Source organism: Brevundimonas sp. C43 (genome assembly GCF_030732185.1).
GTDB classification, from domain to species: domain Bacteria; phylum Pseudomonadota; class Alphaproteobacteria; order Caulobacterales; family Caulobacteraceae; genus Brevundimonas; species Brevundimonas diminuta_C.
Genome location: NZ_CP132231.1, coordinates 1289226 through 1301688 on the forward strand (window position 1 = coordinate 1289226; position 12463 = coordinate 1301688).

Genomic DNA, 12463 nt, shown 5'->3' on the forward strand with positions numbered 1-12463 from the left:
ATGCGCTAAGTGTCGCGCCATGTCCGCCGTCACGCCAACGTCAAGGGTCGTCCCGAACCAGGCCCTGATCGGCCTGACGCTGGCTGGCCTGATCGCGGCGGCCTGGCTGAGCCTGCATATCTACGGCGTCTATTTTCATCGCTGGACGATCTGGAGCGTCCTGACCGTTCCGCTGATCGTCGCCGTCCAGACGTGGCTGTCCGTCGGCCTGTTCATCGTCGCCCACGACGCCATGCACGGCTCTCTGGCGCCGGGCCGCCCCCGGCTGAACACCGCGATCGGCAGCCTGGCGCTGGCCCTCTACGCCGGTTTTCGGTTCGCGCCCTTGAAGACGGCCCACCACGCCCATCACGCGGCGCCCGGCACGGCGGACGATCCCGATTTTCACGCCGACGCCCCCCGCGCCTTCCTGCCCTGGTTCTACGGCTTCTTCCGCACCTATTTCGGCTGGCGAGAACTGGCCGTTCTGACGGTGCTCGTGGCCGTTGCGGTGCTCATCCTCGGCGCCCGCATGCCCAATCTTCTGGTCTTCTGGGCCGCGCCCGCGCTGCTCTCGGCCCTACAGCTCTTCACCTTCGGCACCTGGCTGCCGCACCGGCATACCGACGACGCCTTCCCCGACCACCACAACGCCCGCACCAGTCCCTTCGGCCCGGTCCTGTCGTTGCTGACCTGCTTCCACTTCGGCCGTCACCACGAACACCACCTGACCCCCTGGAAGCCTTGGTGGCGTCTTTTCAGCTAGTCGTACACGGTGGTCGTTTTCAACGGCGACATGACGCGCGAAGCCAACTGACCCTTTGCGCAGCGGGTGGCTGCTGTCGGCCCATATTCTAAGAGGAATGGCGGAGACGGAGGGATTCGAACCCTCGGTACCCCTTACGGGGTACGACGATTTAGCAAACCGTTGCCTTCAGCCACTCGGCCACGTCTCCTGCGAGGGCGTCGATAGCGGAGGCTGATGCGTCGCGCAATCCGGTTCGAGAGAAAGCGTCCACGTTAACGCGACATAGAGGCCAAAGCGGCAGTATCGCGGCCATCATTCGCCCCCCGGATCGCTTCTGGACCGCCTGTTGCTCGACCGTCCCGCCAGTCTCGCCGCCGACACGCCGCTGAAAAGCCGGCCGTCGCGCGGGCCGTTCCGCCCGGAGATCTGGCTGAATGCGCGCGAGCGATCGTCCGTGCGCCTGTCGGCGCACTATTTCCGACTGATCGACGTGTTGATGGTCTGCGGGCTGGCGTTCAGCGCAGTCCTGGCGATCCAGCCGACAGGTTTGGCCTCGATCACGGTCGGCGACGCCGCGCCCGTGGTCGTCGGCGCCGTTTCGGTGCTCGTGCTGATGCGCGCGCTTCAGCTTTATCGATTCGGACGCGACACGCCCTGGCCTCTGCATATGGCTGGCGTTGTAGGCGTGGGCGTCGTCTCGGCCGGTATTGCGCTCGTCCTGGGTTGGCTGCTGGACCGGCCGGCGCTGGACGTCATTGCGCCGTGGGCGCTGACGACGACGGCCGCCCTGGCGCTGTTGCACGGCCTGTGGCTGGTCGTCATTGCGCGGTGGCGTCGGCTGGGTGTGCTGTCACCCAACATCGTCATCGTCGGCGCGACCCGAAACGCACGACGTCTGATCGAACAGGCGCTGGAGCGGCGTGACATGAATGTGCTGGGCGTGTTCGACGACCGGCTGGCCCGCTCGCCCGACAGCCTGGCCGGCGTACCGGTGCTGGGGACCGCCAAGGCCCTGCTGACCCACCGCCTGACGCCCTATGTTGATCGAATCGTGTTGGCCATCGATCCCGAAGCGGGCCAGCGCGTGCGTGACCTGACGCAGACCTTGAACGCCCTGCCCAATCCGCTGACGGTCCTGGTCGATTCGGAACTTGGTCGCGACGGGCTGCTGAACAGGCTGGCGAATGCGCCGCTTGCGTCTCTGGATGGTCCTGCCGACCCGGATCGCCGCGCCTTCAACAAGCGGATGCAGGATTTGCTGATCGGCGCCGTCGCCTTGGTCGTCGCTGCGCCCATCATGGCCCTGGTCGCCCTGGCGGTGAAGCTGGACAGCCCCGGCCCCGTCTTCTTCCGCCAGCGCCGCCATGGTTTCAATCACGAGACCATCGTGGTGTGGAAGTTCCGCTCCATGCGTCACGCCGCCGCCGATGCGACCGCCAGCCGCCAGGTCTGCGCCGACGATGACCGCGTCACCCGCGTCGGTCGCTTTATCCGCGCCACCAGCCTGGATGAACTGCCGCAGATCTTCAACGTGCTGTCAGGCGAGATGTCCCTGGTCGGCCCCCGCCCCCACGCCATCGGCATGAAGACCGGCGAGACCGAATCCGCCCTGCTGGTCGCCGAATACGCTCATCGGCACCGCATCAAGCCCGGCATGACCGGCTGGGCCGCCATCAAGGGCTCGCGCGGACCGGTGGACACCGAGGCTCAGGTGCGCGAGCGCGTCCAGTTGGACATCGAATATATCGAGCGCCAGTCCTTCTGGCTGGACCTGTGGGTCATCGCCGTCACAATCCCCGTTCTGCTGGGTGACCGGGCGGCCGTGCGTTGAGCGAGAAGCGCATGTTCTGGCGCGGCGTCTGGGGCTATCTGCCGGCCCAGATCGTCCAGGGGGTCGTCGGTTTTCTGACGATCTTCGTCTTTACGCGCCTGCTCAGCGCTGATGACTTCGGCCATTACGCCCTGGCGTTTTCGGTCACCACTTTGGCCCACACCGTGACCTTTACCTGGCTGGAGGCGTCGATGGCGCGGTTCTGGGCGGCCGAGCGCACGCCCGAGGGCATGGCGACCCATTTCGCCAGCCTGTACCGCACGTCCTTCGCCATCATCGCCGTCTTCACCCCGATCGCGGCGCTGATCGTCTGGCTGGCGCCGCTGACGCCGGCGTTCAAGATCGCCGTCGCCTTCGGCCTGGCCGGCGCGCCGGTGCGCAATCTCGCCAAGCTGGCGCAGGAGCGGTATCGCGCGGCGGGCGAGGTGTCGAAATCCGCCGTCGTGGACATCGGCGTTGCCATCCTGGGCTTTCTGGTCGGGGCCGGGTTCGCGCTGGCCGGCGCCGGTGCGGCGTCTCCTCTGTTGGGCCTGGCCGTAGCCCCCCTGTTCGCCCTGCCCTTCATCCTGCCGGGCGAATTGCGACAGGCGGGCGGCGGGACCGTCGATCGCACGCGGCTGAAAGCCTACGCCCTCTACGGCTATCCCATCGCGGCGTCTCTGACCCTGGCGCTGGTGCTGGCCTCGACCGATCGGTTCCTGCTGGCCGCGTTCATGGATGCGGCGGCGGTTGGCGCCTATCACGCCAGCTACAGCCTGGCGAACCGGACGCTGGACGTCATCTTCATCTGGCTGGGGGCGGCCGGGGCGCCGGCCATGGTCATGTCGCTGGAGCGCGGCGGCCGCGAGGCGCTGCGTCAGACAGCTATCGAGCAGGGTTCAACCTTGATCCTGATCGGCCTGCCCGCCGCCGTGGGCCTGTCGCTGGTCGCGCGACCGCTGGCGGAGCTGATGATCGGCCAGGATTTGCGCGCGGCCGCCGCCCTGGTGACGCCTTGGATCGCGGCCTCGTCCTTCTTGTCGGGCATGATCGCCTATTATTTCGGCTTCGGCTTCACCCTGGGCAAGAAGACCGGCCTGCTGCTGGTGACGATGGCGATCCCGGCGCTTTGCAACGTGGCGCTGAACCTGGTCTTGATCCCCCGCATGGGCGTCACCGGCGCGGCCGTCTCGACCGCCGCCAGCTTCGCCATCGGCGTGATCGCCTGCATTCTGCTGAGCCGCCGCGCCATCGCCCTGCCGATGCCTTGGGAGGCCCTGATCCGTTGCGGGATCGCCTCCGCCGTCATGGCCGGGTTAGTCTGGATGCTGCCGCCCATCGGCGGGTTCCTGGAACTGATGCTGGACGCGAGCGTAGGCGGTGTCGTCTATGCCGTCGTCGCCCTGATGTTGAACGCCGCCGGGGTCCGTGACGTGCTGATGCGCTTGATCCGCGCGCGCCGGGGCGTGACGGCATGAGCGCCCATATTCACGACAACGCCGCCTGGTCTCAGGCGATGCCGACGATCTCGGTCCTGGTCCCCTTCCTGCGCGACGATCCGCAAGGCCTGTTGCGCCAACTGGACATCGAGGACCCGGCCCTGTCCGGCGCGGTCGAGCTGATCCTGCTGGACGACGGCACCGCGGACTCCGACCTGACCCAGCAGATGCAAACGACGATCGATACGTTGCGACTGCCCGTCCGCCTCATAACCCTTGCCGCCAACGAGGGCCGCGCCAGGGGCCGCAACCGGCTGACTACCGCCGCGCGCGGCGAGGCCTATCTGTTCCTCGACAGCGACATGCGGCCCGACACGGCGGTCTTCCTGCAAAGCTGGCTGCGACTGGTCACCGACAGCGCGCCCGCCGTCGCCTTTGGCGGCTTCTCGCTGGATCAGGCGCCGAACGACGCGCGGTTCGCCGTCCACCGCGCCCTGTCCGGCGCCTCGGAATGCCTGCCGGCGTCACAGCGCGCGCTGACGCCCGAGAAATACGTCTACACCTCCAATCTGCTGGTGCGCCGCGACGTCTTCGCCGCCGAGGCCTTCGATCCCGGTTTCAGCGGCTGGGGCTGGGAGGACGTGGAGTGGGCCATGCGCGTCTCGCGCCGGTTTCCCGTCGTCCACATCGACAACCCCGCCACCCATATGGGCCTGGACACGGTCGAGGATCTGGCGCGCAAGTTCGATCAGGGCGCCAGCAACTTCGCCCGCGTCGTCGCCCTGCATCCCGCCATCGTCCAGACCTATCCCAGCTACAAGGCCGCGCGCGCCCTGAAACGCCTGCCCGGCCTGCCCCTGGCGCGTCGCCTGATGAAACAGGCCGCCCTGACCCCGGCCCTGCCGATCAAGGCCCGCGCCTTTGCGCTCAGGCTCTACCGCGCCGCAGTCTATGCGGACGCCGTCTGACCATGCGCGATGTCGCCGTCATCATCCCGACCCTGCGCAGGCCGGACAGTCTGGAGCGGGCCCTGCGGTCGGTCTTCGGACAGACCGGATCGCTGCAGCGCGTCGCCGCCATCGTCGTCGCTGACAACGACCCCGACGGCTCGGCCGCCACCCTGATCGAGCACCTGCGCGCCGAGGCGCCCGTGCCCCTGACCTACGCCCACGCCCCCATCCCCGGCGTGGCGACGGCGCGCAACGTGGGCCTGTCCGCCACCGACGCGACCCTGATCGCCTTCTTGGACGACGACGAAGCCGCCTCTCCCGGCTGGCTCGCCGCCCTGCTGAGCGCCCAAACCCAGACCGGCGCCGATGTCGTCTTTGGCCCCATTCGCGGGCGGGTGCCGGAAAACACCGGCTGGACCACCGCCTATCTGGAGCGGTTCTTTGGCCGCGAAGGCCCGCGCGAGACCGGCCTGACCGACCACATCCACGGCTGCGGCAACAGTCTGATGGTGCGCGCGACCGCCCTGCCCGGCGAGGCCCCGTTCGACATCGCCATGAACGAGACGGGCGGCGAGGACGACCGCCTATTCACCGCCCTGAGCGCGCGGGGCGGCCGGTTCGGCTGGGCGGCCGAGGCCTGGGTGGATGAGTTCGCCCCGCCCCACCGCGCCACGCTGACCTACGCCCTGACCCGCGCCTTCGCCTACGGCCAGAGCCCGACCCAAATGGCCGCCGACCGCCGCGACTGGCCCGGCGTCGTTAAATGGATGCTGGTTGGCCTGGTCCAGACCGGGATTTGGGGCGCCGCATCGCTTCTGGCCGCCGTCCTTCGCCGTCCCGACCGCGCCCACACCTACGACCGCTGCGCGCGTGGTCTCGGCAAGGTCTTCTGGACCAAAGGCTTCGAGCCGAAACTCTACGGCGCGGCGTTGCTGAAGCGCCCCACGGCCTGATCAGCGGATCGGCATGTAGCGGCAGGTGAAGTCCGGATCGCCGCTCATCAGGCTGGGCTTGAGGTGGATGTACAGACGTTCAGCGCCTGCAACGTCGTCCAGCGCAAACGCCTGTTCGGCCTCATACATCTCGTCCCGATGCGCGTCCGTCCAACCCTTGGCTAGTTTGATAGCCCGCGCTTTGGCAGCCGGCAGGCTGTCGGCGACGACAAAGACATTGCGGTGCTGCTCGGCGAACCCCACCCCGTCGTAGCCGCCCAGGTTAACGTAGTAGAGCTTTTCCTTGCCCTCATAAGGCTTCGGCGACAGGCTGACCTGATAGCCGTCCGCTTGCGAAATCTCCGACCAGCAATCGATGTGCAACGTCCCTTCGCGTCCCCACCATTGCGCCAGCAAGGCGTCTTTCGTCGCTTCGATCGTGGGGGCGACGAGGAAGCGCATATCGTGCACCTCGATATTCGCGCCAGGGTGTTCCCCGCCGATGTAGATCGCAAACAGCTTCATTCGTCCTCGCGTCAGGCCGCCGTATCGGCGTGGTCGACCGCAGGCTTTGCGGTATTCAGGATCAACGCCAGTCGCCGACCGACGATCCCGCCCATATCGTGCGAACTGGTGATCCCTTGCGCAAAGGGATGCCGCCCCATGATGAACGGCAGGCTGAGACAGAACAGCCGATCCATCGGCAGGGGCGCGTCGACTGGCCGAAATAGGTCGTCGACCGCAATCCCCCTGACCACATCGGGCGCATCGTTGGCGACCTGATCTCGAACGATCCCTTGCTCGAGAAGGGACAGGAAGGGAAACTGGATGCCGCTCAGGGCCGCCTGCCCTGTCGCCTCGATGAATATCGGATAGTGGCGGGTCGTGTCGCCGATGGCCACGCGCGCGCCGCCTTCGGGACAGCGCACATCGACGTCGTGGTCGTCGCCCAAGGCGATGACGTCCAGCCGCCCGGCGGCGTGCAACGCCAGCATCCGCTCGATCGATTCATGCGGTACCCCGGCGTAGATATCGACGAAGATCGGCTTGAAGGCGCGGCTGAACCGCTCGAACTCGGCGCTGTCCAGATGCGGCACGATGACGGCGACAATCTCGTGCATGCGAAGGATGCCGTCGCGCCAGGCCAAGGTCACCTGTGCGGCATGGTTCGCCTGCGCCTCCTTCAGGTTCGCGGCGGCCCAGACAAACGCATCGACCGCCGCGCGGCGAGCGAAATAGGCCTCGGCGAAGGTTTCCAGCGTCGCATCCTGCAGTCCCGTCTCGGCGGCGTAGTCAGGGTCCAGATGGATCAGCTCGGTTCGAAACAGGTCGAACACAGCGTCCAGCAGCCCGTCAGGGCCGCGCGCCACAGCCGCAGCGACAGCCTCAGGCGTGCAATAGGCCAGCGGCCCATGCGGCAGCGGAAAATAGAAGTCCGCCTCGGGCAGCAGCCCCTTTCGCGACGTCATGGCGATGTGAAAATCCTCGGTATCCGGCGCGGGCTGATAGATCAGCCGATCATCCCGCCGAACGAAGTCGCCGTGCGACGTGGCTAAGGCGACCGCCGCGTCGATGGCCGTCAACGAAGATCCCCGGATACCAATGCGTGTCGCCGAAATGTCAGACAGGACCGACGCGGGCCAGGGGCTTAGGAAATATCCAGGCTGCGCGTCCGGCCGCGACGGCCACTGGTGCCCCGTCGCCAGAACCGCGTGGTCGAATACAGCCTTGGCGACCTTCCGCGACGGCGGCGACGTGAAGGTCAGCTCGATGCCGTCCTTGCGATTTGCCGCGTCGATGACCCGACATCCCGTCCGCACATCGATGAGAACGCCCTTGGCGCGGGCCTGCTGAACCAGGGTGGCGAACTGACTTTCGAAATATCGCCCCAAGGCGACACGCGGGACGAAGGTGCGCTCATCGAGAGACGCCCCATCCACGTCCAGCTCGGCCAACTCGGCGGGCGTTCGTGCCGACAGCCAGTCGGCCAGCGTGTCCTGCAATGGCGGGATTTCGATGCTGGCGATGTTGGACAACATCGCCGGATCGTTCCAGTCCGGGCTGTAGGGACTACCGCAGCCAGCCGTCTCGCGCGCCTCGAACACTGTGACCCGCGCCGAAACAACACCTTGGGACAGCAGGGCATGCAGGGCGTAGAGCGTCGTCGGCCCCGCTCCGACGAATGCGACGGACTTTGTCATGGCCACACAATGCGCGACGCACGCAAAGGCGCCGCATCCGCGCTCGATTTCAACGCAACCGCTTCATTTTCTTGCCGAATGTGCGGAATCGGACGCGGAAACGTCTACTAGGAAAGGCTTCAGCCCATCAGCCGCTGCAAGAACCCCGGCGCCTTGTAGGTCGAGCGGTTCATGACCACGCCGGCGATCTTGCCCCCCACAGCCTCGATCTCGTCGCGCAGGATGACCGGCGCATGGGCGGCGGTGCTTTCGGCGGCGATCACCAGAACCGTCATGTCCACAAAAGGCGCCAGGATGATCGCCATGTCGTTGCGGTCAGCGGCGGGCGCGTCGATGACGATGGTGTCGGCGTGGGGCCGCAGCGCCTCCCAGTAGCGGGGCTCTCCGACCGCCTCGACCCGGTGCCCGGACCGCAGCGCCTCCATGTGGAAATGCGTGACCCAGAGCCGTCCGCCCAGGCACGACCGCGCCGTCAGCAACCGCGAATCCGGCACCGGCTTGCCGTCGCGCCCCGTCACGCGCGGCGTCACGGCGTAGAAGCTTGAGCCGTCGGGCGAGCCTTGCGCGGCCTTGCCGATTTGGCCGAACCGATCCGGCTCGGCTGACACCGTCTCCAACTGTCCCTGTTGCGCCAGATCGCCGTCAATCAGCCAGACGGGCTTGCGCGCCCGCACCGCCGCCAGCCGCGCGAACTCGCGCGCCACGGTCGAGACCCCCTCTCCGGTGACGGCGGAGGCAAACTGGATCACGCGCGCGCGGTGCGCCGGCGCCGGTCCCAACGTCGCCCAAAGGCCCGCCATTTCTGAAGTCAGATCGACCATCGAATCGCCAAGGCGCTCCCTAAGCCCTCAGCCTAGCACGAGTTTCGCTAAGCCGCCTTGGCCGGCGCGACGGCGAGAACCGGCATGTCCAGCGTGCGGCTGACCGAGGCCGGGGTCGTGAAGCCGCGACGCGTGAACACCCGCAACAGGCCGACGCACAGGGCCGTGAAACCCGCGAACAGGAAGACCGCCGCCAGCAGCGGGATCTTCAGGCTCTTTCCGGTCGCCGGCGGCTGGGCGCGTTCGATGACGGTGACGTTGTCGGCGCCGGCGGCGACCAGCGCGTTGTCGGCGCGGCTCTGGGTTTCGCGCTGCTGGAACTCCCGGATGGAGGCGCTCAGCACTTCGCGATTGCCGGCCAGGGTCGTGTTCTCGGATTCCAGCGCCGTCAGCCGCGCCTGCCGCGAACGGATGTCGGCCAGTTGCCGATCCAGCACCGCCAGACGCGCCGCCAGCGAGTCCCGCTCGGCCCGGGTGTTGATCCGCGTGGTTTCCAGCTCGGTCCAGACGGGGTTCGGTCCGGTGCGGACCTCCTTGGCTCCGACGGCTGTGCCGGTCGCGACATAGGCTTGCAGTTGGTTGATCCGCGCTTCGATGTCCTTCACCGGCTGGGCGTCGGGCTGATAGCGCGACAGAAGCTGCTCGCGCTCGGTGCGCAGTTGCAGCACCTGATCCTGGGCCGAAATGTTCAGATCCTGCTGCAGCGCCACCTCCGCCGGCGTTCCCGCCTGCTGCGCGATCAAGGTGTTCAGTCGCTGGGCGGTCTGGTTCAGCTGACTCTGCGTCGACATTCGGTCGGTGAAGACCGTCTGATAGGTCGCCGCCAGCGTCGCCTTGGCCGCCGTGAAGTCGCCGATGTCATTGGACGCTAAGAAGGCCTCATAGGCCCGGTCCGCATTGCCGAGTTCATCCTCGAAGGCGATGCGCTGGCTGGCGATGGCCGGCGTCTTGTCCTGGAAGACTTCGCGGCGGTAGATCAGATATTGCTCGATGATTTTGTTCAGGACCCGGGCCGCGCGTTCGGGATCGTCGGCCTTGTAGGTCAGATGGATGACCGCGCTGCCCGGCGCCGTGGCGACGCCCAGGCCGCCGCCGACGGCCTTCAGCGCAGCGGACCGCGCGGCCTGCGGACTGCCCTTGTGCGGCTCGCCCAGGATGGCGGCCGGGCCCAGGGCATCGACCACCTTCTGGCGAACAGCGCTTGAACCCAGGATGGCGGCTTCGGAGTTGGCGACCTCGTCGCCCTGCGGCGCCTGGCCCCGTTCGGCCGTGCCGACGCGCGGCTGATAGACGTATTCCTGCCCCACGCCTGCAAACACCGAGCCGGTGGCCGTGTAGCTCTTCTTCAGCGTCATGGCGGCGGCGAACCCCAGCCCCAGGATCACCACGAAGACGACGATCATCAGCAGCAGTTCGCGGAACAAAAGGCCGATCACGTCCAGAACGCCGTAGCGCGGCCTTGTGGTGACGTGTGCGGTGGAGCGCATCGGGCGGGCCGAATCCCTTGAAAGGCGTGTGGTCTTCACCCTTCGCCCACCGGCGTTAACCGATGATTACCCATAACCGGCGAGGTTGCCTGATATCCCTCGTCGAGGCCGACCGATTCCCATGCTGACCGATCGCCGCCTGTTTCTGCTGACCCTGGGTTCAGCCTCCATCACCGCGTCGCTGGCGGCCTGCGGCGGGGCCGGCGGCGTTCGCGATCCCCGGCGCGTCGATCGGTCGCCCTACGACGACCTCGCCGGCCTGGCCTTCGCCCCCTGGACGGATCAGGAGCCGGAATATCTGCTGTATCCTGGCGACGAAATCGAGGTGGCGACGCCGACGGCCTCGGAGTTGACCCGGACCCTCAAGGTCAGTCCCGATGGTCGTATCGCCCTGCCCCTGATCGGATCGGTCATGGCGGCGGACCGCACCCTGCCCCAGCTTCAGCAGGTCATCTCGACGGCCTATGCGACCCAGTTGGTGCGCCCTGTTGTCGAGGTCACCCTGCGCCAGGCCGGGCCGATCCGCGTCTGGGTCGACGGCGAGGTGCGCAACCCGGGCGTCTTCGAAATGATCGGCGATCTGGACGCCTATCAGGCGGTGATCCAGGCCGGCGGCTTCGCACCGACCTCGCGTCAGGACAGCGTGGCCCTGATCCGTCGAGGGCCTGGCGGTTCGCGCATGATGCGTGTGGTGGACCTGCGTCCGCGTCGCGGCGAAGTCGTGCCCTTGCGGCGCGGCGACATCGTCTTCGTACCGCGTTCGACACTGGGCGAACTGGCGGCCTTCTTCACCCAGGTGCGCGCCGCGCTGCCGATCGGCTTCAGCTATTCGATCAACGGATCGAATGGCAACGGCTACGCCCAGTTCTGAGCCAGCCGCTTAGGCGACCAGCTGAACCACGCCCTGATCGATGTAGCGCCGCGCGGCCTTCTGGGCTTCCGCGATCTCCTCGCGTTCCATCTCCAGGCTCATCTCGCGGCGATAGACGCGCGCCTCGATCGAACCCTTCATGGCCGCCAGGTTGAAGATCATGTGGGCCGACACCCGGTCCATCGGGCAACCGCCCGATCCAGCCGAATACATCATGCCCAGCTTGAACAGGTCGTCGCCGGACATGTCCGGGGTCGGCAGGGGCAGACCGTCGTCGCGGGCCTGCAGGTCGTGCGCCATTTCTTGCGCGTTCATCACCGTATCTCCTCAACGGGCGCCCTTCTGGACCCGCCTCTGAGACGCCATCAAATACCGGTGGTTTGAAGTTAAAGTTAACGGCGAGAGGCCTCGCACGCACTTTTCAGTAAAGCAGAAATGAATACTTCCGACGCGATTCAGATCTCGGAAATCTCTGATAAATCTCTCGTTTACTCCTCGCAGGCGCGGCCTACGCGCGCTGCAAACCTGACGGGATCGTTCAGCGGGCATTCAGGCGCGAAATCCGACCTTGCTCATCATTAACGGGTCGGATCGGCACATCCGTCGGCGGCCCAGAATGGAGCACGAAGATGAACCGCCTCACCAAGGCCGCCGTCGTCGCCCTCGCCCTGTCGACCACGGCCGTGCCGATGCTCGTCCAGGCCCAGGACCGCGACCGCCGCGAGTATCGTCAGGATCGTCGTGACGACCGCCGCGACTTCCGCCAGGAACGCCGTGAAGATCGCCGCGACTGGCGCGACGGTCGCTATGACAGCCGCCAGGACTATCGCCGGGACCGCCGCGACGACCGTCGTGACTATCGCGACGAACGCCGGGACGACCGTCGCGATTGGCGCAACGACCGCTGGGACAGCAATAACAGCAACTGGTGGCGCGGCCGCTCGGACTTCCGTGGCTATAACGGTCCGCGAGCAGGCTACTGGTACGCCCCCAGCTATGGCTACTACCGGGTCGAGCCGCGCTACAGCAACTATCGCTGGCGCACCGGCGGTTATCTGCCCTACCAGTATCGCAACTACTACGTCCGCGACCCCTATGTTTACGGTCTTCGCGAAGCGCCGCGCGGCTATCGCTACGTCCACGCCGGCAACGACATCCTGTTGATCGCTGTGGCCAGCGGCCTGATCGCCAGCGTCCTCTCGGGCGTCTATTAAGCCTCGTCATA

The 12463-nt window shown here is 66.9% G+C and carries 12 protein-coding genes and 1 tRNA gene; 7 read left to right on the forward strand and 6 right to left on the reverse strand.

From position 1 onward, the window contains the following. Window positions 1-19: 19 nt before the first annotated feature. The gene (locus tag Q9R14_RS06500) at window positions 20-745 is read left to right on the forward strand and encodes a fatty acid desaturase (protein WP_306003880.1); all 726 of its coding nucleotides are present in this window, start codon (window positions 20-22) and stop codon (window positions 743-745) included. A gap of 98 nt (window positions 746-843) precedes the next feature. Here Q9R14_RS06500 and Q9R14_RS06505 read toward each other — a convergent pair. Then, window positions 844-935, reverse strand: a tRNA-Ser gene (locus tag Q9R14_RS06505). 138 nt (window positions 936-1073) lie between these two features. On the opposite strand from Q9R14_RS06505, the gene Q9R14_RS06510 reads away from it, so the two are divergent. From Q9R14_RS06510 to Q9R14_RS06525, 4 genes are read left to right on the forward strand one after another with little or no spacing between them, the layout of a single operon-like run. Beyond that, entirely contained in the window at window positions 1074-2558 is a 1485-nt protein-coding gene (locus Q9R14_RS06510) for an exopolysaccharide biosynthesis polyprenyl glycosylphosphotransferase (protein ID WP_306003881.1), read from the forward strand. Beyond that, window positions 2555-4015 (forward strand): lipopolysaccharide biosynthesis protein, encoded by a 1461-nt coding sequence (locus tag Q9R14_RS06515; protein WP_371929770.1) that lies wholly within the window; start codon window positions 2555-2557, stop codon window positions 4013-4015. The genes Q9R14_RS06510 and Q9R14_RS06515 overlap by 4 nt, the downstream gene beginning before the upstream one ends. Continuing rightward, complete coding sequence (locus Q9R14_RS06520; RefSeq protein ID WP_306003882.1) at window positions 4012-4944, forward strand: glycosyltransferase family 2 protein; 933 nt, start codon at window positions 4012-4014, stop codon at window positions 4942-4944. Before Q9R14_RS06515 ends, Q9R14_RS06520 begins: the two co-directional genes overlap by 4 nt. Window positions 4945-4946: 2 nt before the next feature. Then, window positions 4947-5879 carry a glycosyltransferase family 2 protein gene (locus Q9R14_RS06525; protein ID WP_306003883.1) on the forward strand — a complete coding sequence of 311 codons (933 nt, stop codon included), beginning with the start codon at window positions 4947-4949 and terminating at the stop codon, window positions 5877-5879. Here Q9R14_RS06525 and Q9R14_RS06530 read toward each other — a convergent pair whose 3' ends face one another. The 4 genes from Q9R14_RS06530 to Q9R14_RS06545 form a co-directional block, all read right to left on the reverse strand. Beyond that, window positions 5880-6383, reverse strand: coding sequence for a DUF1543 domain-containing protein (locus Q9R14_RS06530; RefSeq protein WP_306003884.1), 504 nt, complete (start codon window positions 6381-6383; stop codon window positions 5880-5882). It lies immediately after the preceding gene. Window positions 6384-6394: 11 nt separating this feature from the next. Next, window positions 6395-8059 carry an FAD/NAD(P)-binding protein gene (locus Q9R14_RS06535; RefSeq protein WP_306003885.1) on the reverse strand — a complete coding sequence of 555 codons (1665 nt, stop codon included), beginning with the start codon at window positions 8057-8059 and terminating at the stop codon, window positions 6395-6397. 119 nt (window positions 8060-8178) lie between these two features. Then, complete coding sequence (locus Q9R14_RS06540; protein WP_306003886.1) at window positions 8179-8880, reverse strand: hfsB; 702 nt, start codon at window positions 8878-8880, stop codon at window positions 8179-8181. A gap of 47 nt (window positions 8881-8927) precedes the next feature. Next, window positions 8928-10367 (reverse strand): chain-length determining protein, encoded by a 1440-nt coding sequence (locus Q9R14_RS06545; RefSeq protein ID WP_306003887.1) that lies wholly within the window; start codon window positions 10365-10367, stop codon window positions 8928-8930. A gap of 121 nt (window positions 10368-10488) precedes the next feature. On the opposite strand from Q9R14_RS06545, the gene Q9R14_RS06550 reads away from it, so the two are divergent. Beyond that, the gene (locus tag Q9R14_RS06550) at window positions 10489-11238 is read left to right on the forward strand and encodes a polysaccharide biosynthesis/export family protein (RefSeq protein ID WP_306003888.1); all 750 of its coding nucleotides are present in this window, start codon (window positions 10489-10491) and stop codon (window positions 11236-11238) included. Between the two features lie 9 nt (window positions 11239-11247). Here the strand turns inward: Q9R14_RS06550 and Q9R14_RS06555 are convergent, their stop codons facing one another. Then, window positions 11248-11553 (reverse strand): sel1 repeat family protein, encoded by a 306-nt coding sequence (locus tag Q9R14_RS06555; RefSeq protein WP_306003889.1) that lies wholly within the window; start codon window positions 11551-11553, stop codon window positions 11248-11250. 314 nt (window positions 11554-11867) lie between these two features. Here Q9R14_RS06555 and Q9R14_RS06560 point away from each other — a divergent pair, with 314 nt between their 5' ends. After that, window positions 11868-12452: an RcnB family protein gene (locus Q9R14_RS06560; protein WP_306003890.1), complete on the forward strand. Its 585-nt coding sequence runs from the start codon at window positions 11868-11870 to the stop codon at window positions 12450-12452. Window positions 12453-12463: the final 11 nt, after the last annotated feature.

Excerpts from the sequence above, each read along its gene's own strand:
- Q9R14_RS06500 (WP_306003880.1), top strand. The coding sequence starts at position 20 with ATGTCCGCCGTCACGCCAACGTCAAGGGTCGTCCCGAACCAGGCCCTG.
- Q9R14_RS06520 (WP_306003882.1), top strand. The coding sequence starts at position 4,012 with ATGAGCGCCCATATTCACGACAACGCCGCCTGGTCTCAGGCGATGCCG.
- Q9R14_RS06525 (WP_306003883.1), top strand. The coding sequence starts at position 4,947 with ATGCGCGATGTCGCCGTCATCATCCCGACCCTGCGCAGGCCGGACAGT.
- Q9R14_RS06530 (WP_306003884.1), bottom strand. The coding sequence starts at position 6,383 with ATGAAGCTGTTTGCGATCTACATCGGCGGGGAACACCCTGGCGCGAAT.
- Q9R14_RS06535 (WP_306003885.1), bottom strand. The coding sequence starts at position 8,059 with ATGACAAAGTCCGTCGCATTCGTCGGAGCGGGGCCGACGACGCTCTAC.
- Q9R14_RS06540 (WP_306003886.1), bottom strand. The coding sequence starts at position 8,880 with ATGGTCGATCTGACTTCAGAAATGGCGGGCCTTTGGGCGACGTTGGGA.
- Q9R14_RS06545 (WP_306003887.1), bottom strand. The coding sequence starts at position 10,367 with ATGCGCTCCACCGCACACGTCACCACAAGGCCGCGCTACGGCGTTCTG.
- Q9R14_RS06550 (WP_306003888.1), top strand. The coding sequence starts at position 10,489 with ATGCTGACCGATCGCCGCCTGTTTCTGCTGACCCTGGGTTCAGCCTCC.
- Q9R14_RS06555 (WP_306003889.1), bottom strand. The coding sequence starts at position 11,553 with ATGAACGCGCAAGAAATGGCGCACGACCTGCAGGCCCGCGACGACGGT.
- Q9R14_RS06560 (WP_306003890.1), top strand. The coding sequence starts at position 11,868 with ATGAACCGCCTCACCAAGGCCGCCGTCGTCGCCCTCGCCCTGTCGACC.